At 46.6% G+C, this 20568-nt stretch carries 17 protein-coding genes; 9 read left to right on the top strand and 8 right to left on the bottom strand.

The genetic code is table 11. The features are described 5' to 3' along the window. Positions 1-6: 6 nt before the first annotated feature. On the bottom strand, positions 7-2781 hold the full coding sequence (locus tag DEU30_RS04245; protein ID WP_114981195.1) for a pitrilysin family protein: 2775 nt from the start codon (positions 2779-2781) through the stop codon (positions 7-9). 215 nt (positions 2782-2996) lie between these two features. Here DEU30_RS04245 and udk point away from each other — a divergent pair, with 215 nt between their 5' ends. Next, positions 2997-3629: a uridine kinase gene (gene udk / locus DEU30_RS04240; RefSeq protein WP_011234778.1), complete on the top strand. Its 633-nt coding sequence runs from the start codon at positions 2997-2999 to the stop codon at positions 3627-3629. A gap of 13 nt (positions 3630-3642) precedes the next feature. Continuing rightward, positions 3643-4851, top strand: coding sequence for a NupC/NupG family nucleoside CNT transporter (locus DEU30_RS04235; protein ID WP_034821333.1), 1209 nt, complete (start codon positions 3643-3645; stop codon positions 4849-4851). A 38-nt stretch (positions 4852-4889) separates the two neighbouring features. Here DEU30_RS04235 and tesB read toward each other — a convergent pair whose 3' ends face one another. Continuing rightward, on the bottom strand, positions 4890-5750 hold the full coding sequence (gene tesB / locus DEU30_RS04230; RefSeq protein WP_011234776.1) for an acyl-CoA thioesterase II: 861 nt from the start codon (positions 5748-5750) through the stop codon (positions 4890-4892). A gap of 258 nt (positions 5751-6008) precedes the next feature. On the opposite strand from tesB, the gene acnA reads away from it, so the two are divergent. After that, positions 6009-8678, top strand: a complete 2670-nt coding sequence (acnA, locus tag DEU30_RS04225; RefSeq protein ID WP_011234775.1) for an aconitate hydratase AcnA — start codon at positions 6009-6011, stop codon at positions 8676-8678. A gap of 45 nt (positions 8679-8723) precedes the next feature. On the opposite strand, the gene DEU30_RS04220 is transcribed toward acnA, so the two are convergent. Both DEU30_RS04220 and folK read right to left on the bottom strand, forming a co-directional pair. After that, positions 8724-9431, bottom strand: a complete 708-nt coding sequence (locus DEU30_RS04220) for an SDR family NAD(P)-dependent oxidoreductase (RefSeq protein WP_011234774.1) — start codon at positions 9429-9431, stop codon at positions 8724-8726. Further along, positions 9428-9799: a 2-amino-4-hydroxy-6-hydroxymethyldihydropteridine diphosphokinase gene (folK, locus tag DEU30_RS04215; protein ID WP_011234773.1), complete on the bottom strand. Its 372-nt coding sequence runs from the start codon at positions 9797-9799 to the stop codon at positions 9428-9430. The genes DEU30_RS04220 and folK overlap by 4 nt, the downstream gene beginning before the upstream one ends. Before the next feature lie 145 nt (positions 9800-9944). Here folK and DEU30_RS04210 point away from each other — a divergent pair, with 145 nt between their 5' ends. The 5 genes from DEU30_RS04210 to asnB are packed head-to-tail and all read left to right on the top strand — an operon-like array spanning position 9945 to position 15077. After that, positions 9945-10433, top strand: a complete 489-nt coding sequence (locus DEU30_RS04210; protein ID WP_011234772.1) for a hypothetical protein — start codon at positions 9945-9947, stop codon at positions 10431-10433. Beyond that, on the top strand, positions 10426-11862 hold the full coding sequence (locus DEU30_RS04205) for a sodium:solute symporter family protein (RefSeq protein ID WP_114981196.1): 1437 nt from the start codon (positions 10426-10428) through the stop codon (positions 11860-11862). The genes DEU30_RS04210 and DEU30_RS04205 overlap by 8 nt, the downstream gene beginning before the upstream one ends. After that, entirely contained in the window at positions 11849-11971 is a 123-nt protein-coding gene (locus DEU30_RS13720) for a hypothetical protein (protein WP_255801631.1), read from the top strand. Before DEU30_RS04205 ends, DEU30_RS13720 begins: the two co-directional genes overlap by 14 nt. A 4-nt stretch (positions 11972-11975) precedes the next feature. Beyond that, positions 11976-13043: an aspartate carbamoyltransferase gene (locus DEU30_RS04200; protein WP_011234770.1), complete on the top strand. Its 1068-nt coding sequence runs from the start codon at positions 11976-11978 to the stop codon at positions 13041-13043. 18 nt (positions 13044-13061) lie between these two features. Continuing rightward, a complete protein-coding gene (gene asnB, locus DEU30_RS04195) occupies positions 13062-15077 on the top strand; it encodes an asparagine synthase (glutamine-hydrolyzing) (protein ID WP_114981197.1) in 2016 nt (671 codons plus the stop codon). Between the two features lie 14 nt (positions 15078-15091). Here asnB and msrB read toward each other — a convergent pair whose 3' ends face one another. Continuing rightward, the gene (gene msrB, locus DEU30_RS04190) at positions 15092-16150 is read right to left on the bottom strand and encodes a peptide-methionine (R)-S-oxide reductase MsrB (RefSeq protein WP_279512849.1); all 1059 of its coding nucleotides are present in this window, start codon (positions 16148-16150) and stop codon (positions 15092-15094) included. A gap of 99 nt (positions 16151-16249) precedes the next feature. Here msrB and DEU30_RS04185 point away from each other — a divergent pair, with 99 nt between their 5' ends. Next, entirely contained in the window at positions 16250-17299 is a 1050-nt protein-coding gene (locus tag DEU30_RS04185; protein WP_114981201.1) for a hypothetical protein, read from the top strand. Here DEU30_RS04185 and DEU30_RS04180 read toward each other — a convergent pair. From DEU30_RS04180 to DEU30_RS04170, 3 genes are read right to left on the bottom strand one after another with little or no spacing between them, the layout of a single operon-like run. After that, positions 17203-18972, bottom strand: coding sequence for an ExeM/NucH family extracellular endonuclease (locus DEU30_RS04180; RefSeq protein WP_114981203.1), 1770 nt, complete (start codon positions 18970-18972; stop codon positions 17203-17205). The genes DEU30_RS04185 and DEU30_RS04180 overlap by 97 nt on opposite strands. A 1-nt stretch (position 18973) precedes the next feature. Then, positions 18974-19453, bottom strand: coding sequence for a MarR family transcriptional regulator (locus DEU30_RS04175; RefSeq protein ID WP_114981205.1), 480 nt, complete (start codon positions 19451-19453; stop codon positions 18974-18976). Positions 19454-19470: 17 nt separating this feature from the next. Next, on the bottom strand, positions 19471-20568 hold the full coding sequence (locus DEU30_RS04170; protein ID WP_034821312.1) for a peptidoglycan binding protein CsiV: 1098 nt from the start codon (positions 20566-20568) through the stop codon (positions 19471-19473).

The following is a 20568-nucleotide window of genomic DNA, read 5'->3' as shown; positions in this document are numbered from 1 at the left end:
ACGATGTTACTTCACGTCGCTTTCTTTTAGAATAGTTACCTCACCTAAATTCAGTGAACGTACTTTTTCTTCAATTTCAGCCAGGTCACCAACGATAACCCAGGTCATAGCGTCAGGTTTTAGAACCTTGTCCGCATTATCCTGAATATCGTTAAGCGTAATGGCGTTTATGCGCTGACCATAGTTCTCGAGATACTCAACATCTTTGCCTTTATTAAAGGTGCTGACTAAACCGTTCAGCAAGCTGCCTTTGGTTTCGTAGGCGCCAGGTAATTTAGCTGTTTTGTTGGCTTTTACTTTTGCCAGCTCGTCTGCGGTTGCTGGTTTGTCACCTTCGTATTGAGTAAATTCTTTCATAATTTCCTGAATCGACTCTTTAGTTTTATCGGTTTGAACCGGAGCCAGTGCAATTAGTAACCCTGGGCCTTCGTTATCTAACCAAATAGAGCGAGCACCATAAGACCAGCCTTTGTCTTCACGTAAGTTCATGTTCAGACGACTGGTGAAACTGCCGCCAAGAATGGTGTTCATTACGTCAATAGTATCAGCATTGTCGACTTGGCCAGAAGGAGCCAACTGACCCGCTATTATCACTGACTGAGGGTTTCCTGGTTTATCAATCAGGAATACGCGACTGGTTTCAGATGCCATCGAAGTATCAAGAGTCTTTTCTGGTTTATCAGAAGCCGGAGCCTGCCAGCTGGCAAACTGCTCTTCTAATAAAGATTGAGCTTGTTCAACGTTGGTATCACCCACAATCACCAGTTTTGCGTTGTCCGGGCGTAACCAGGTTTGAGCGTGCTGGACTAAGTCTTCACGAGTTAATGACTTAATGGATTCAGGAGTACCTGAGCCAGTTAATGGCTGGCTGTAAGCGTGTCCTTCCCCAAACATTAAGCCGGGCAACACGCGTAAAGCTTGAGTTTGAGGGCGAGCTTCTTCCTTGCGAATGCCTTCTATCCAGTTTGAACGCTTGCGTTCAATTTCTTCGTCAGAAAAAGCCGGATTCTGCAGCACATCATTCATCAGTGCTAAGCTCTCGGCAAAGTTTACACTAAGTGTATCCATACTAATGCGTGAACTATCGAGGCTGGCTGACGCATTTAAGTTGGTTCCTAAAGACTCTAAACGCTCATTTAATTCCAGTGCGCTTAGGTTTTCAGTGCCTTCTTTTAGCATCGACATGGTGTAACTTGCTGTTCCGAGTTTGCCGCCAACATCCGAAGCATAACCACTGTCAAAGACCAGACTCATTTCAATGGTTGGCGTATCGCTACGTTGAGCCAGATAAACTTCTAAACCATTAGATAAGGTGAAAGTTTTAACTTCAGGCAATTCTAGCTGTGGCAAGTCGCCAACGTCAGGTAATTGTGAGCGATCGGCATTAGTTTCCTGGGTAATATATTCAGGTTGTGGTACAACATTAAGCACAAAGTCACCAGAGCTTAACCATTGTTCTGCCGCATTTTGTAGGTCATTGACGGAAGCTTGTTTTGTCCATTCCATCTCTTGTTGGTAGAAGCCGGGGTTATCATGGTAAACCGCTCCCGAAGCCAGAATGTCAGATTTACCACCAAAGCCGCCAACTTTTTCAGCGCGACGAACAAAGTCAGCTGTGGTGCTGAATTTGGTGCGTTGCAATTCTGCCGCCGTTGGACCTTCCGTAATTAAACGCTCAAGCTCTTCATCAATAATTTTTTCAATTTGCTCAAGCTCAACACCTGGTTTGGCATCAGCCGTAATAAAGAATTGACCAGAGAGTTTGCGACCATATTGGAAGGCACCAACAGAGCTGGCAATTTGTTCGTTATAAACTAAGCGTTCATAAAGTCGTGAGTTTTTACCGTTAGCCAGAATGTCCGCCAACAGGTTAAGGTATTCGGAGTCGGCAGTCCCCATTTGTGCGGTATTCCATACCTTATAAATCCGTGGGGCCGGAACACGATCTTCCATAGTCGAGCGTTTTTGCTCATCGCGTTTAGCAACCCAGGCTTCCTGTTTTTGCAGTGGTTTACCAGGACCAATATCAGCAAAGTATTTGGTCACTTTTTCTTTCGCGGTTTCAACATCAATATCACCGGCTAAAACCAAAACTGCGTTAGCTGCACCGTAGTAATCCTCAAACCATTGGTGAACGTCGTCCAGAGAAGCTGCGTTCAAGTCTTCCATAGAGCCAATAACCGACCATGAGTACGGATGTCCTTCGGGGAAGGTCTGTTCGGCGATATAACTCCAGGCCTTACCATACGGCTGAGCTTCACCCTGGCGCTTTTCGTTTTGCACAACGCCGCGCTGCTCGTCTAGTTTGTCTTGAGTTATGGCTCCTAACAGATGGCCCATACGATCAGACTCCATCCACAAGGCCATATCCAATGCCGGTGTAGGAACATTTTCAAAATAGTTGGTACGGTCATTGTTGGTGGTGCCGTTCATTTCTGTTGCACCAGCGCGTTCAAAAGGACCGAAGTACTCGTCATCGTAGTTTTCGGTACCGTTAAACATTAAGTGCTCAAATAAGTGGGCAAAACCCGTTTGGCCCATTTTTTCGTCTTTAGAGCCAACGGCGTACCAAACATTAACCGCAACGATAGGCGCTTTGCGATCTTCATGAACAACAACCGTTAAACCGTTATCCAATGTAAATGTCTCGTAGTTGACCTTTACTTCGGGAAATTGTGACTGGCTGACATCCTGCCCGTTATTAGCTAACTGAGTTGTCTGACAACCGCCTAGTAACACAGTTGCTACAGCAACGGCGGTTAAAGTTTTCATCATTTTCATAGTGGTTCCTGGATTATTTTTTTATTTAGCGAACTTACTATAAGAGAGGGGGCACTGATATGCATGCTTATGTTCAGGCTAAATTGTAACGAAATTAAACATATGAGGGATTATCGGCCAAAGTTATGACAATAAAGGTGTCAGTCAAGTCTTTTAATTACGCAGACAATCAAGGATAATTGCGCGCGGTTTGCAGCAATTAGAAACGGAAGCTTGTGAGTAAAATAACAGTTATAGCGATAGCTGGCGCCTCAGCGTCGGGAAAAAGTCTGTTTGCCTCCACGGTGTATCAGGAGTTAGTGGCTGAATTAGGAACTGACGGCATTGCTATTCTGGCCGAAGACGCTTACTACCGTGACCAGAGTCATATGACCATGGAGCAGCGGGTGTTAACTAACTATGATCAACCTGCTGCTTTTGAACATGATTTGCTGATGCAACATTTACGGCAGTTAAAGGCCGGTGAAGCGGTCGATATGCCACAGTACAGTCATACTACGCATACCCGCCTGGAAAAATCTATACGGGTTGCTCCGGCAAAAGTCGTAATGGTTGAGGGTATTTTGCTGTTAACCGACGAAAAGTTACGTGAACAGTTTGATATCTCGGTATTTATGGACACGCCATTGGATATTTGCCTGCTGCGCCGTATCAAGCGCGATATTGAAGAGCGTGGACGTACGCTGCAGTCGGTTACTGAGCAATATGAGCAGTATGTTCGTCCCGCATTCTTTGACTTTATATTCCCGTCTAAGCAGTTTGCCGATCTCGTTGTCACTCGCGGTGGTCAGAACGAAATCGCCATTGATATAATAAAAACAAAAATACGTCAGTTGCTGGCGGAATAAAATTGGTTCTTCTATGAATAGTATTCTCGGCATTGCCGTCATCTTTATCGTTGCCTATTTAGTTTCAACGAATCGTAAAGCTATCCGCTGGCGAACGGTTATTGGAGCCTTTGCTATACAGGTTATTCTTGCAGGCTTTGTGCTTTATATTCCTATTGGGCGTGAGCTGTTGTTTGGTTTTGCCCAAGGAGTTTCCGCTGTAATTGGTTACACGCAGGCGGGCATCGACTTCTTGTTTGGTAATCTGGCATCTGAAGATTTTGGTTTTGTTTTTGCCATTCAAGTTTTGTCAGTCATTGTTTTCTTCTCCTCTCTTATTTCCGTTTTGTACTACTTAGGCATTATGAAATGGGTTATTCGCATTTTGGGCGGGGGGCTACAAAAGCTCTTGGGCACCAGTCGCCCGGAGTCCATGTCCGCCGCTGCTAATATTTTTGTCGGACAGACCGAAGCACCTATGATGGTGCGGCCATTTATCGGAACGATGACCCGTTCTGAGCTTTTTGCCGTGATGGTGGGGGGAATGGCGTCGGTGTCCGGTTCAGTTTTAGCGGGTTACGCCGGTGTTGGAGTTGAGTTGAAATACCTGATCGCCGCAAGCTTTATGGCAGCTCCCGGTGGTTTCCTCATGGCGAAGATGATGATTCCCGAGTGCGAGAAACCGCGTAACGATTTAGAAGAAGTGGAAGTAGAAGACAATTCTGCAAACGTGATTGATGCCGCGGCTACGGGCGCGTCGAGCGGTCTGCAATTAGCCATGAACGTTGGTGCTATGTTGTTAGCCTTCGTTGCGCTTATTGCACTGGTTAACGGTATTTTTGGCTGGGTTGGCGGTTGGTTTGGGTATTCTGAAATCACCTTACAGCAAATTTTTGGTTATGTATTTCAGCCCGTTGCCTATGTATTAGGGGTCAGTTGGGATGAAGCTAACCTGGCGGGAAGCTTTATTGGTCAGAAGCTGGTTATTAATGAATTTGTCGCCTACCTCGATTTTGTCAATTACAAAGATCAGTTAAGTGAAAACTCGCAGGTTATCATTACCTTTGTGCTTTGCGGGTTTGCGAACTTTTCGTCTATTGCTATTTTGCTGGGCGGGTTAGGCGGTATGGCGCCCAGCCGACGCCATGACATTGCTCGTTTAGGTATGCGGGCTTTATTAGCAGCGACTTTGGCAAACATGATGAGTGCTGCAATTGCCGGTTTCTTTGTTTCTCTGACCTAATCAGTAAACGTCAATACGCCCTAATATCGGGGTCGCGTTTAGCCGCGATCCCGAATCACTCCTTCTTGAATTGTCGATGCTACTAGCACACCATCACGCGTGAATATTTGCCCGCGCACTAAACCGCGCTGACCACTGGCAGAAGGGCTATCTATTGCGTAGAGCAGCCAGTCATCCATACGGAAGTCGCGATGGAACCACATGGCATGATCAACGGTTGCAACCTGCATATGGGGTTGAGCAAAGCTCACGCCATGAGGCTGCAGTGCTGTCGGTAAAAAGTTAAAGTCTGACGCATAAGCCAGCAAGTATTTGTGCACACGCTGATCGTCCGGCATGTTGCCGTTAGCTCTGAACCAGACATAACGGCGAGGCTCGTCTTTTTCAGGTTTAAATGGGTTATATGGGGTAACAAAGCGCATTTCTATGGGCTTGTCGCAAATGAACTTTTTGCGTAATGGTGCCGGTATTAACTCTTCGTGTTCACGATAAATATCCAAGTCTGAAACTAAGCCTTCAGGACCCGGCACTTCAGGCATGGTGTCCTGATGCTCAAAGCCTTCTTCCTGTTGCTGGAAAGACGCCGTCATGTAGAAAATGGGTTTACCATATTGTATGGCTTTGACTCTGCGTGCGGAAAAACTTTTGCCGTCACGTATGGTTTCAACGTCATAAACAATGGGTTTTTTGGCGTCACCCGGGCGTAAAAAGTAACTGTGAAACGAATGGCACACTCGCTCCTGAGGTAAAGTTTCTTTAGCCGCCGACAGCGCCTGTCCAATGACCTGACCACCAAAAACTGCGCCAAAGCCTAGATCCTGACTTTGTCCACGGTAAAGACCGTCCTCAATGCTCTCCAGGGTTAGCAGGTCGAGTAAATCATCGAGTACCTGACTCATCCATTATATCCTTATTTTATTCACTAAGACTGATGTCTGATTGATCTTAAACACTTTTTACCGACTATGTAATATAAACACAATTTATAATAAAAATAGTTGCTTAACTGAGTACTTAACCAGCAGTTAATTGGCACAAACTTTTGATTTATGTTTTCATCAAAGCACACATTTGATGGCTGAAACGGTTCTGTTTGTCTATATTTAAGAGACCGTTTAGTTCACAACGACGCTTTGGAAGCGAATGGGAGAGAATCTATGTCAGGCAAAGACAGTCTGAAAACCTTAAGTTCGTTAGATGTTAAAGGAAAAACCTTTCATTATTATAGCCTGCCTAAAGCAGAGGAAGCCTTAGGAGACATTTCTAAACTTCCTGCTTCAATGAAGGTTTTACTCGAAAACCTATTGCGTAATGAAGATGGCGAAACCGTCACGAAAGACGATTTGCAAGCCATGGTCGACTGGTCGAAGAAGAAGAAAATTGACCGCGAGATTCAGTACCGGCCTGCGCGGGTTCTGATGCAGGACTTCACCGGTGTTCCGGGTATTGTCGATTTAGCGGCAATGCGTGACGCCGTGGCGAAAGCCGGGCATGACCCTGAAGTCATTAACCCGTTGTCGCCGGTCGACCTGGTCATTGACCACTCGGTAATGGTAGACAAATACGCAACTGAAGGGGCCTTTAAAGAAAACGTCCGCTTTGAGATGGAACGTAATAAAGAGCGTTACGAGTTCCTGAAATGGGGGCAGGGTGCCTTTGAGAACTTCCGCGTAGTACCGCCGGGGACCGGTATTTGCCACCAGGTGAACCTGGAGTATTTAGGCAAGAGTGTCTGGACGAAAGAAGAAGACGGCAAAACTTTTGCTTATCCTGACACTTTGGTTGGCACCGATTCGCACACCACCATGATCAACGGTATTGGCGTACTTGGCTGGGGCGTTGGCGGTATCGAAGCCGAAGCTGCAATGCTGGGGCAGCCTGTTTCTATGTTAATACCGGAAGTTGTCGGCTTCCGTATGACCGGAGCGCTGAAAGAAGGTGTAACCGCGACAGACTTGGTATTAACAGTTACTCAAATGCTGCGTGAAAAAGGCGTAGTAGGTAAATTTGTTGAGTTTTACGGTCCTGGTCTGGACAACTTACCGTTAGCTGACCGCGCAACCATTTCAAACATGTCGCCGGAATATGGCGCAACCTGTGGTTTCTTCCCGGTAGATGATGAAACCCTGCGCTATTTCCGTCTGTCAGGTCGTGATGAAGAAACCATTGAGTTGGTTGAGAAGTACTCTAAAGCTCAGGGTTTGTGGCGCGACAATGATAACGAACCGGAGTACACCGATACGCTGGAATTAGACTTAAGCACCGTAACAGCCTCGCTTGCCGGTCCAAAACGCCCGCAGGATCGAGTGAATATGGAGCAGCTTGGCAGTAATTTCGACCTGATACTGGAAACTAACGGTAAATCGGGTGAGAAAGACAAAGAAGTAAAAGTTAAAGGTAAGGACTATTCCTTATCGCACGGTGATGTTGTCATCGCTGCTATAACTTCTTGTACCAATACGTCAAACCCAAGCGTCATGATGGCAGCAGGCTTACTGGCTAAAAAAGCAGTGGAAAAAGGGCTGGTTCGTAAGCCATGGGTGAAATCGTCATTGGCTCCGGGTTCTAAAGTAGTTACTGATTATTTCGCAAAAGCCGGTTTAGATGAGTACCTTGATAAACTTGGCTTTAACTTAGTGGGCTACGGTTGTACTACCTGTATTGGTAACTCTGGTCCGCTGGACGATGAAATAACGGAAGCCATTAATGAAGGTGACCTGACGGTATCTTCTGTGTTGTCAGGAAACCGTAACTTTGAAGGCCGTGTTCACCCTGAAGTTAAAGCGAACTGGCTGGCGTCACCACCGCTAGTGGTTGCCTACGCGCTGTCGGGTACAACGCGTACTGACTTGAGTAAAGATCCTTTAGGTAAAGACTCTGACGGTAATGATGTATTCCTGAAAGACATTTGGCCTAGCAGTTCAGAAATTGCTGAAGCTGTGAAAATGGTTGATAACGAGATGTTCGGCAAAGAATACGGAGAAGTCTTTGAAGGTGATGAAGAATGGCAGTCAATTAGTGTTGCCAAAGGCAATACCTATAACTGGCAGGACGACTCTACTTACGTTAAGAACCCACCGTTCTTTGAAGGTATTGATAAGCCACTGCAGGCACCGAGCGACATTAAAGACGCTAACGTGTTGGCGGTATTTGCGGACTCAATTACGACGGATCACATTTCACCGGCAGGTTCTATTAAGCCAGATTCGCCAGCAGGTAAGTATCTGCAGGAAAATGGCGTCGAAATTAAAGACTTTAACTCTTATGGTTCGCGTCGTGGTAACCACGAAGTCATGATGCGCGGTACTTTTGCCAATATTCGTATTAAAAACCAGATGCTGGATGATGTTGAAGGTGGTTACACCAAGTACATTCCAACTGGCGAGCAAATGGCCATTTACGATGCCGCCATGAAGTATATGGAAAATGACACACCATTGGTTGTATTAGCTGGTAAAGAGTACGGTACCGGTTCTAGCCGTGACTGGGCTGCCAAAGGTACAACGCTGTTAGGTGTTAAGGCCGTACTGGCTGAGAGCTATGAACGTATTCACCGTTCTAACCTGGTGGGTATGGGCGTTCTGCCGCTGCAATTTGTTGAAGGTGAAGGTGTTAAAGAACACAAGCTGACTGGCGAAGAGCAGATATCGATTTTAGGCCTTGATGATAACCTCAAGCCTGGACAAATGCTGAAAGTTGTTGCTAAACGCAAAGACGGAAGCGAAGTCGAGTTTGAGGTTAAGTGCCGTATCGATACTGGTAATGAAATGAGCTACTACAAAAGTGGTGGTATCTTACATTACGTATTGCGCGGAATGCTTAAATAAGAGTCGCTATAGTGAACTGAAACCCGGCCACCGTGCCGGGTTTTTTTATATCATTAAGCCGCGACCGCCGTCGACTTTAATGGACTCGCCCGTAATAAACGGGTTGTCGCGTAAAAAGCGAACGGTTTCTATCATTGGCTCTAAACCCCCTTCAACCCGCAATGGTGTCTCATCCAGAACCTGCATACGATGTTCTTTATCGTGCTCTGGTAAAAATAGAATAGGGCCTGGCTGAATGGCGTTGACTCTTACTGATGGCGCTAAACTTTTAGCAAAGGCCTGGGTCATGTTGGCGAGCCCGGCTTTCGCTGCGCAATAAGCAATATAGTCTGTAGACGGGCGGTCAGCGTAGATGTCCGTAATATTAATAACCAGTCCATTCCCGGAATGGCTTAATTGCCGTTGCAAGCCGCTTATAAGCAGATAGGGTGCCATTCCGTGTACCTGGAATACCGCAGCTAACGCGTTGTTGTCGTTATCAACGGTTTCGTTGTCGAAAAAACAGGAAGCGTTGTTAACCAATAGATCGACAGAGTCCGTAGCGCTGCTAATAGTACGCACCATGGCCTGAATACTGTCTATGTTGGTGAAATCTGCTTGTACGCCCTGAGCGCCAAGTGCTTCCAGCTCGTCAATACCGTCACGCGAGCTATTGTAGTGAGCAAATAACTGGTAGCCTTCAGTCAGCAAGGCTTTGGCCAGTTCAAAACCAAAACGTCGTCCGGCGCCTGTAATAACTGCTGTTTTTCTCATGAGGTGAGTCCTAAATCTGGTAATAAAGAGGTTAAATATTCCGGTACCGGAGGTTTCTCTTCAAGCCGTCCCAGGATATCAATATCTATGGTGCGATCTTTAAAGCTTCTTTGTGGGTCTGAGCGGTCGCGGCCCATAGCCTCTTCGATAGCATTAAACTTTTGCTTTAATTCATTCGCAGACATAGGCGTGCGAATAATAAATAAGGCGTTCAAAAAATCGTTATTCGTATCCATGTCGACTGGTGAAGTCGGTATGTTTCGTGAAAAGCGTATATCGTCGGATAAAGCTTTAAGGGCCACTTGTGCCTGAGGAAAATGTGTTTCAGGCTCAAGGTTTGAACCGAGACTGCATAAATACTTTTGCATTGAATGACTGACCACTAAACGTAAATAATATGTTGAACTGATTACGAGCAATAACAGTAAACAGATGACTATTTTAAACAGTTGAAATTAAAAAATTCTGCTGCTAGCCTGAGATTTCAACTAATGCTAATGAGCAGAAGTTTTAATGACAACGCAGAAAAACGGCTTTAACTATTGCTATATTTTGTTTGCTTTATGTTTGTTGGTAATGTTGCCAACAACTGCGCATGCGAGCTCGTTAAAACTGAGCGGGCCGGACTCCGTTGTAAAAGAAGGTTACTTCACTGTTTCTGTTAGCGCTCTGAATTTTGACGAGCTTAACAGAGTTACTATTGAAGTTGCCAGCAATTCAGAGTTTGCCAAGAGTACTCGTCAGTTTCCTACACTAGGTGACTTCCAGGATATTTCACTTACCGGTTTTAGCAATGGAACTTATTATTTGCGTGCTAGAGCCGAAGGTCCTGATAACCAAATTTATACCAGCAATACTATTGAGATAACGGTGGAGCACTATCCGCTCTGGCAATCTCTGACTTTATTCTTCGTCGGCCTGGTTATTTTCATTACTTTGGTAGCAACCTTATTATTGCTTCATCGGCAATGGATCCACTCCAGACAAGAGCGCCATGACTGAATTCGCACTGGATACGAGTACCGGCATCACGATTATCGTCCTGTTTGGGGTGTTCTGGGTAGCCTTTGGTTATTGGCTGGGGCGGAAGAACCGCAGCCACGAGGACTTTGCTCTGGCAGGGCGGAATGTTGGTTTTGCGTTTGCAGCGGCAACGGCTATGGCCACCTGGGTTACCAGTAACACCACGCTGGTTGCTCCCCAGTTAACCTATCAATTCGGCATTTGGGGCATGGTAGGGTATTCCTTTGCTGCTCTGGGCTTAGTGCTGTTTGCACCTATGGCTAAACGCATTAAGGAACTGCTTCCTAACGGTTATACATCGGGCGACTTTGTGCGTTTGCGTTATGGCAATCTGGCCTGGCTCGTCTTTATCATCATTTCTGTGGTTTATGCTTTTGGCTGGTTAATTAGTCTGGGTATGGCTGGTGGTATTTTGCTTGAGTCACTCAGTGGGCTCGATTATCACATTGGCATGACCACCATACTGGTAATTTGTGTCGGCTATACACTTTTTGGCGGAATGCGGGCGGTTATTGCTACCGACTTTATTCAGGCTTTAATCATCATTGTCGGTGTCAGTTTTATCGCGTACTGGATAATTGATAATGTTGGCCTGGAGAGCATCCACAGCAACCTGACAAGTGAGCATCCGCAGCTTTTGGACATGCTGTTTCCGGCTGCCGTCATGTTTCTGTTTAACAATATCTTCTTCGGCCTTGGGGAAATCTTTCATTCCAATGTCTGGTGGTCACGGGCGCTGTCTTTTAAAAAGAATGTGGCTTACAAGGCTTACTTAACTGGTGGCTTATTATGGCTGCCCATTCCTATTGTTACCGGGTTTATTGCGTTAGCAGCGCCTCAGCTGGGAATTTTTCCACCAAGCCCCGATATGATTGGCCCTACCGTTGCCGCTGCTGTACTCGGTAAAGCCGGAGCCATTATTGTTTTTATTGTTATTTTTTCTGCGTTGGCGTCCAGCCTGGACTCGTTACTGGCAGCGACTTCAGATTTAGTCACACAGGATATTTTCCATAAAAAACTGAAACCTAAAGCCAGCGACAAAACATTAATGCGCTTTAATCGCAGTTGTATCCTAGGCTTAGGAATCGTTACCTGGTTATTGTGCCTGCCGCGCGTTGCAACCTTAGGTGCTTTATTGAATTTTGCCGGAGCTTTTGTTGCCAGCACCATCTGGCCAATAGTACTGGGGCTGTATCATCGTCGGCTGACAGGAACATACGCGGCGTGCGCTATGGCGTTCGGTACGGCGTTTGGTATGCTGAGTTATTTTGTTGTCGGCTTCTATGTCGCTGCTTTGGTGTCATGTGCGGTTTCCGGTCTAATATGTCTAATAGGCATTTTACGCAGTAGCGAAGAGTTTGACTGGGACGGGCTAAATGAGAAGGAGCAGCCAAATGCTGATCAGTGAACTGGCTTTTGAGTGGTTAATTTCTCTGGCGCTAATAATGACTTGCTTAGCTCCGGTTTTGTTACTGGGGCTTTTTATTAAAGATTTTATTTCTAAAACCATATGGTAATTGTATGACTATAAAGGATGTCTCCTTTGAACGAGAGCGCCCCGACGTTTGCGGCGATGCTCATCCAAAGGCGTTATTAAAAGCAATTCAGGAAGATGGTGATTACTTGCTGAACTTGTCGAATCAGCATGTTGTGTCTGCTGATCAGTTTTCGCAGCTGGGCATGCTGCAACTGTTCCGGCTTGCTGCAAAGTACGAGGCTAATCCTCGTCGTTTTAGTACCTCATTACAGGGCAAAATTTTAATCAGCGCGTTTTACGAGCCAAGTACTCGTACTCGTTTGTCATTTGAAAGTGCCTGGCACCGTCTGGGCGGCGATATTATGTCAATTACGGATCGTTCTACTACCGGCATAGCCAAAGGCGAACGTTTAGCCGATGTGGCTGAAATGTTTAATAACTATGGTGATTGCGTGGTGTTGAGGGACAATAATGAAACCTCACTGGAAGAGATGATCGATTCGCTGCGCATTCCCATTATTAATGCGGGTAATGGTTCAGATGAACACCCGACTCAGGCGCTTACGGACATGTATGCACTGTTTAAATGGCGTCCCGATTTAGTCACGGACGAAGCCGATAAAGCGCCGATAAAAATTGGCATTATTGGTGTGCCAAATAAAATGCGCACCGTGCGTAGCTTTATTAAATGTTTAGTAAAGTTTCCAAAAGCAATTGATGAAATTGTCATTATTCATGACGAGGAATCGTCGACTCAGCTGTTTGGAAGTGAGCAACGAGAACAGATTGAGCAAGCCGGAATAAAGATTCGTACGACCCGGGATTTAGAGCAGGTACTACCAGAGCTCGACGTGGTTTATATCAACGCGATTTCGTGGGAAGGTGATACCTTTAGTACTTATGGCAGTGAGTTTCACTTAACGGCGCAGTCTCCGCTAAAAGACAGCGCTATTATTTTACACCCTTTAGCGCGCGGTGAAGAATTATCCGCCGATCTCGACCATACGCCTCATAACTGGTATTTCAGCCAGGCACGGGGTGCGGTGTTTTTACGTATGGCGCTACTGACCTGTATGGTACAGCGAGCTGAACGCGTCATTGATGTCGTCTGATACGAGGAAAAGCAAAGAATGTGCGGAATTGCTGGCGTTTTTCATCATCAAACGGAAAGAGCGATTGAACCCCAAATCTTAGTGAATATGGCTGCGATAATGCATCATCGTGGCCCCGACGGGTTTGGTTATGAAGTACAACAAGACTATGGCGTTGGATTTAGTCACGCCCGTTTATCCATTATCGACCTGGATGAAAAGCGAGGTCGGCAACCTTTTATATCAGCCGATAAAAGACTGATGCTGACCCATAACGGTGAGTTTTACGACTTTAAACGCATACGTGCGGATTTAACCGCTCGTGGCGCACGGTTTAACAGTAAAAGCGACTCTGAAATTGTTCTTCACCTGTTTGAGCGTTACGGACTGGAGGACACCCTAAAGGAGCTTCGTGGAGAGTTTGCTTTCGGCCTGTTCGATGCCGAAGACGAAAGCCTTTACCTGGTGCGCGACAGATTTGGAATTAAGCCTTTATACTGGACGGAAACGGAGCACGGTGTGGTGTTTGGCTCTGAGCTGAAAGTCTTGTTCGCTCATCCGGATGTTAAACGAGAGTTTTCGGCAGAGGGCTTATACCACCAACTGATTCAAGTGATGGTTCCGGGCTCTACGGCTTTTGAAGGGATTAACCAGGTTCAGCCGGGTTATGTGGTCAAGTTGCAGCGTAAAAATGGCAAAGTGGTTGCAACAGAGCATAAGTACTGGGATGTCGATTTTCCGCCGGAGGAGAGCTACCCGGGCGCCGATGTTGATGAGGAATCTTATATTGAAGGGGTCCGCGCTAAGCTACTGGAAGCCGTTCAGCACCGAATGACAGCTGATGTACCTGTAGGTTGCTATTTGTCCGGTGGTATTGATTCATGTGCCATTCTGGGACTTGCATCCGCCTCAACCCAGACTTCGGTAAAAGCTTTTACCATAGGTTTTGATTCTGCCGACTACGATGAGACACCTATTGCAGAAGAAATGGCTGAAGCCACTCAGGCTGATCACCATATTATGCGGCTGAAAGCCGATGATCTCTATGACCATTTTGTGAAAACCTTATGGCATACCGAGCGAACAATATACAACACTCTGGGTGTAGCCAAGTACTTAATGAGTAAAGAAGTACACGAGGCGGGTTATAAAGTTGTGATGACAGGTGAGGGTTCCGATGAACTCTTTGCCGGTTACCCGGCTTTTAGAAAGGACATGTTCCTGCATGGACTCGACCATTTACCGGAAGTAGAGCGGGTTGAGTGGCAGGAGCTGTTGGAGAAAAACAATAAACTCTTTAAAGGCGCGATGTTGGCTCGCGAAGAGTTTGTCAGCGACGCTTTTAACCAGAAAATGGGTTTTACTCCAAGTTGTGTGCAGCCGTGGCTTTCCTGCTCATCGGTTGCGCTGCCGCTTATGTCGGAGAACAAGCGAAAACAGGTTGAAGGCTATGACCCCAGCCTGGCTATTGCCAACACACTTGATAAAGACATGCTGGATGGTCGGCATCCGCTGGACAGAGCTCAGTATGTCTGGATTAAAACCATGCTGGAAGGGCAAATTCTGACCTGGGGCGGCGACCGGGTGGATATGGCTAATTCAATGGAGGCGCGCCCGGCATTTTTAGATCATCACTTGGCGGAATACGCTTTCACTGTGCCGCCGCACCTGCGTATTAAAGGCAATAAAGAAAAATATGTGTTGCGTGAAGCCATGAAAGGCTTGTTGCCTGAAACGCTGTATAAACGGGAGAAGTTCGCTTTTATGGCGCCGCCGGCGCACACTGACCCAGAGAAGTGGAAAGCTGTTGAGAAGCTGGCGGAGCAATTCCTGAATGCTGAGGCAGTTAAGTCAGCCGGTTTGCTTGACTACGACGAAGTGGTGCGGACCTTTGAACGGCATCAGGATGAGAATGTTCCGAATGAAGAGCGTGTGCAGCTTGATGCCGTCATCAACCATATGCTTGGTGTTCAGGTGCTGCATCATCACTTTGTGGCAACTGATGTGCCCAAGCAAGCTCAGCAGCGCGCTACTGAGCTGGGCTGGACGGCCTGATTATTACCGCTTAACTAATCATCGGTGACTGCAGGAATGTAGTCGCCGTACCCTTCTTCCTCCATTTCTTCTAAAGGAATAAAGCGCAGCGCCGCCGAGTTCATGCAATACCTTAAACCGGTAGGCTGAGGGCCATCCTTAAAGACATGGCCTACATGAGAGTCCGCTTTGCGGCTGCGAATTTCAGTGCGGGTGTAGAACCAACTGCTGTCATCTTTTTCTACTACCGCATCAGGGCTTATGGGTTTGGTAAAGCTTGGCCAGCCGGTGCCTGACTCGTATTTATCTGCTGAAGAAAAAAGCGGTTCACCGCTTACTACATCCACATAGATGCCATCGCGCTCATTGTCCCAGTAGCGGTTATCAAAGGCGGGTTCCGTTTGGTCTTCCTGAGTCACCGCATACTGAATATCCGTTAGGCGTTGTTTCAGTTCACTGTCGCTGGGTTTAACAAAGCTTTGCTGCCCAGATTCACCTGTCGGGTTGTCATTCGTAAATTGCTGATAGTCAACGTCCGAGGTATCGCCCCAATGCTTTTCAACGAAGTCATAACGTCCTGAGTTGTAGGTATAAATACGGTAGCGAACGGGGTTCTTGTCGTAATAGTCCTGGTGGTATTCTTCCGCTTTGTAGAAGCTCTTAAAGGGTGTTATTTCAATAACCACCGGGTCAGGGAAGGGACCATTTTTATCCAGCCACTCGCGCGACTTCATAGCTATACGCTTTTGTTCGTCATTGTGATAAAAAACAGCGGGGCGATATTGTTTACCGCGGTCAACAAACTGTCCGTCGTTGTCGGTCGGATCACTGATACGCCATAACTTCTGAAGTAGTGCTGCGTAGCTTACGACATCGGGGTTGTAGTATATCTGGGCTGCTTCCGTATGCCCGGTTTTACCTGCTGAAACCTGCTCATAGGTTGGGTTAGCTTCATCACCTCCGCTGTATCCTGAGATGACTTCCCGGACTCCGGCCATTTTCTCGAAAGCTTCTTCAACACACCAGAAACAGCCGCCGGCAAAAGTCGCGACTTTTTCATTTTTTTGCTTTGTTGGCTCGCTATTCTGTGCCATGCTGAAACATGATACTAACAAACCGACAATAACAAATATAAGGCGAAACGACATAGTGTTCTCCAACCAAAGGTGATGTTTAGTTATAGACCATTCAATATGAAAAAGATTACTTGGTTAGCTTTTATTTTTAGTCTTGGTTGCCAGTCAGCTACAGCAGCTCAACAGGCTGATGAAGAAGATGATATGTGGCTGGACAGTTTCCGCAGCGGACTTGGAACCTCGGTAGATGCAACCGCGCGCTGGTTTGACGGCTTGTTCGGAGATGAAAGTATTAATCAATATGAACGCTCTTACGGGCGGCTTTCGGTTGCGCCGCAATGGGATCAGCACGATGGCTTTGAAGTTAAGTCCCGATTCAGAGCCCGGGTAACCTTACCTAAGCTAAAAGAAAACGTTTCAGCTTTCATTGGCCGGGTGGATGAAAATGAGTTTCTGGATGATGACTCTACTGGTCGCCCTTCAGTTATTCGTTCTCCACAGTCAGACGAAGAATGGCTAGTGGGTTTAGGCTTCGACCCTGAAATTAATGAAGCGCACCGAGTGTCTTACAGTATAGGGATACGTGGTGGGTTAAGGTTTGATACCTATGCCAGAGCCCGCTATATGACAGGTTTTGTTTTTTCAGGCAATCAGCAAGTTCGTATGCAGTCTTCAGCTTTCTGGCGCGACAGTGACGGCTTTGGTGTTGCACAGAGAGTAGATTATGAAGCCACATTAACTGATACATGGTTATTACGGTGGGCTTCTAAAGGCACTTTTGCAGAAGAAACAGACGGTATTCGCTGGAACAGTACTGCGCGTTTATATCATTTGTATGGGCAGGAAAAAGCCTGGGCGACAGAAACCTGGATAGAGGGCAATACTGACCATGAAGTGCCTGTTCAGGACTATGGATTGCGCTTTCTTAATCGTCAGCGATACTTACGGGAATGGTTTTTTGTGGAAACTTGGGTTGGGTACCACTGGCCTCACAATCTTATGACGGAACAGCGTAGCGGCCAGTGGTTGGTTGGTGTTGAGTTCGAGGTTCACTTCGGAACCAATAATGCCTACATGCCAGAGCCGGAAAAAACTAAGTCCAGTACTAATGGATCATGGTCAGAAGAGCGGAATGGACCTTCTGCAAAGTATGCCTCATCGCGGTAATCATATAGCTGGGGTTCGTCAGCATTAAAGGGTAGGTGATACACTTCCTGAATCGCGTCTTTAAGTGAGTCGGCAACAAAAACGTGATCTAAAGCCCCGGCCTGACTGTCATAAACGTAAGAATAGTCTTTTGCGCCTGAAGGGTTATAAAAACCATTGTCAGCAAAATAACGCACCGGGTCTTCCTGATAATAAGCGTTAAAGTCACCCAGTAATACCGGGTTTGTTAAAGACTCGCTCTGAATCCATTGCGTTAATTCCCGCGAGGACTGAAGTCTTAAATCGTTCCAGCACGCCTGCCCATCATTTTGATTACTGTTTGGGCTTTCAGAGTCCTCCGGACAACTGCCCTTCGACTTGAAGTGGTTTACCACAACACTGAATTCTTGATCGGTGTTGGTGGCGATAAAGCTTTGCGCAAGAGGAGGGCGACTTCCCCAGGAGAAAGGCCCCTGACGTGTAAATATCGCGTGAGAACTTGGCTTTACACGCTTGGGTTGATAAATAATACCGACAGTAATTTGGTCTGTTCCGATTTTTTCTGCACGCGGCTCAGCTATTGCGTAATCTTTTCCTGACGCTTTCTCCAGTGCCTTGACCAGTTGCATTATTGCGCTGCGCTCACCAAATCCGTCATTCTCAATTTCCATTAAGCCAATAACATCAGCATCAATAGCCGTTAGTGCGGCAACAATTTTTTTCTGTTGTCGTTGCATTTGCTCAGGCGTGTCGGCTCCTCTGGGAGTCGGAAAACCTTGTCCGGCGCCGTTTCCATTAAAGAAGTTCAGTACATTAAAACTGGCGATGCGCAGGGCCTTATCGGACTTCTCCGCCAGTTGCGGTTGCACAGACGGTGCTTCTAGTTCTAAGTCGTCGGTTGGCTGAATTCGGTAACGGTTATTGAACTGGCTGATAATACCGGAGAAGCTTTTTAGGGTAGAGCCGGAACGCAAACTACTTTGTTCACCATGCTGAAGCTCGGAATAAGGCAGCGGACGTGGTTCGGTGACATTGCTGTTGTCATCAACCTGCAAGCGGTTCAATTCGTTTTCCTGTGCCTGAAGTTTTGCATCTTTTCCCGGCATAACGATTTGAGTCGGCGTCCATAAGCGCCCGCCGGAAATATCGAAAAAACCGTAGCGAGGGTAATTGTAATTGCCTGAAACCGTCAGGCTCTCGCCTTTAGTCGCGGATAAAATAACAGGCATACCTTCTAAGGCTTCAAGCTGGTCAAGTGATCCAACCGGGAGGTTCAGTTCAGTTGTCGCAGGAAGTGTTTTTGCTTCACCACAGGTCGTTATATTGGATACCTCAATTAACGAGGTTAATTCCGAACGCTCTTCAACTTGTCCCGTCACTCTTACCCATTCACCGCTATTAACTTGTGAATGCTGCTTATTGGTAACTATAAATAAACCCTCTGAGGTGGCAGAGTTTTCATCTATATCCTCAGGCAAACTGTGAATAAAAAAGCCGCCAAGTTGCTCAGACGGCTGCCAGCTTGCGGTAACAATACCGCGCACGGTTACTTGCTTATCAACTTTTGGAGACTGGTTACTGTCTCCTTGTACCTGTGAAATAGGAATAATCTCTTTGTCACTTCCACAGGTTTCTGCAATTGCAGTTCCCGATAAAAGCAGAGCTGGTAATAAGCTAAGTAGTTGTTTGTGCATGTTAGTGGTCCAGTTTATGGTAGCTTCCAACTTCAAGTACGGGGGCGGCGTCAAGACGTTCCGCATCCATCATATTGGCAATTCTTTGCATTGACGAGAGCAGCAACGACTGCTCCCATTCATCCAGTGCCTGAAACTTTTCGATAAAATCTTCCTGTAACGGCTGTGGTGCCTTTTCCAGAAGACTAAGCCCCTGTTCAGTCAGATAAAGAGACACACGGCGTTTATCTTGTTCACTGCGGTGTCTGTGGATTAACTGTCGGTGTTCAAGGCGTTCGATGACATTAGAGACGGTTGCCGGGCTTAGGTTGATATTTTGTGCAACCTTACTGGCGGTTATACCGTTTGCAGCATTTATTTCACGCAAAATTAGTAACTGAGGTGCGGTTAATCCGGAATACTTATTTAGCTGCTTAGAGTATAAGTCGATGGCGCGAATAACTTTTCTTAAGGCCAGTAGCAGTTCTTCGTACTTTTCCATAATTGCCTCGTAACTTATTAGTACCTTGGAGCCGATAAGTCAGTACGGCGAATTTGAACGACAACCCCGAGTTTGGGGTGATCAAAGTAATGTGTTTCGTGACTGATAACGCGCCGTAACTGAGAAAAGTAATAGCTACGTAAATAAGGTGTTTGTTCACTCGCTCCATTAAGAGCATACGCCGCCTGAGTTTCTAAGTTGTTGGCAATACGTTTGATTTCATCTTGTTCGCGTAAGTTGAACTCACCGTCAATATGCAGATAGTTACCGACCAGAAAAATATGCATTAAGCCATCAAATTCCCAGGCGAGCTGAGGGTTCCCGGCTGCCGTGAGAGGCGGGCGAACCGGGGTGTTATCTTTCGGGCTGATAAAGGGAGCGGTGCCGGATTCAATAAGGTTGAACAGGCGTTGGATATTATCCATGCGCTGCTCCTGACCGGCACTGGACAGCGGTGTATCGAGTGGTTCCTGCTCTTTGGGAAAACCATTATAGAAGAAGTCCTTGCCATAGTTTTTGCCGCCAAATAAGCGCATTTTACGACCGACACTCCGGGTAAAAACTGGTTGTCTCCAGGCTAGATGCAACAGCGATTTAGCCTGACCTTTGCGCTCGAGTTCGGTTCTGACTGGAGATAGTTCAAGGGCATCTGCAGGCATCAGGAACGGCTGCGAGGCCTGCTCTATATCGCCACCGGGGCCATCGATAACAACCTCAGTAGAGGCCATTTCAGATAACTTGTGTTCCGGTGCGAATGGGTTACCGGCAATAGGGATCCATTGTTCTTCGTTGTCATACTGGCAGGCAATATCAATTTGCCAGTTTTGTTCAGAGAATGCTTCGCAAACAGGCAGAGCGCTGCGAAGAGAGCGATTTTGTCGGCTGTAGTGAGGGGTTAATAAATCCCGGCTTTTATTAACCGCAATAGGCTGCATGGTTAAAGAAAAGTTTTCACCGGACTGATCGGTAGCGGTTTGTTTGAAGACCAGAACTTCAACTTCAAACCAGCGCCAATAATCTTTATTTGCCTGGGCCATAGCATTTACAGACACTAAAGCCGTTAATGCGGTTGCTAAACCCAGTATCGATTTTACACCCCGATGTACCAGCGCCAT

The organism is Idiomarina sp. 017G (assembly GCF_004362265.1).
GTDB lineage: Bacteria > Pseudomonadota > Gammaproteobacteria > Enterobacterales > Alteromonadaceae > Idiomarina > Idiomarina loihiensis.
The sequence above is the reverse complement of the archived record's forward strand: the minus strand, read 5'-3'. Positions and strand labels throughout refer to the sequence as shown.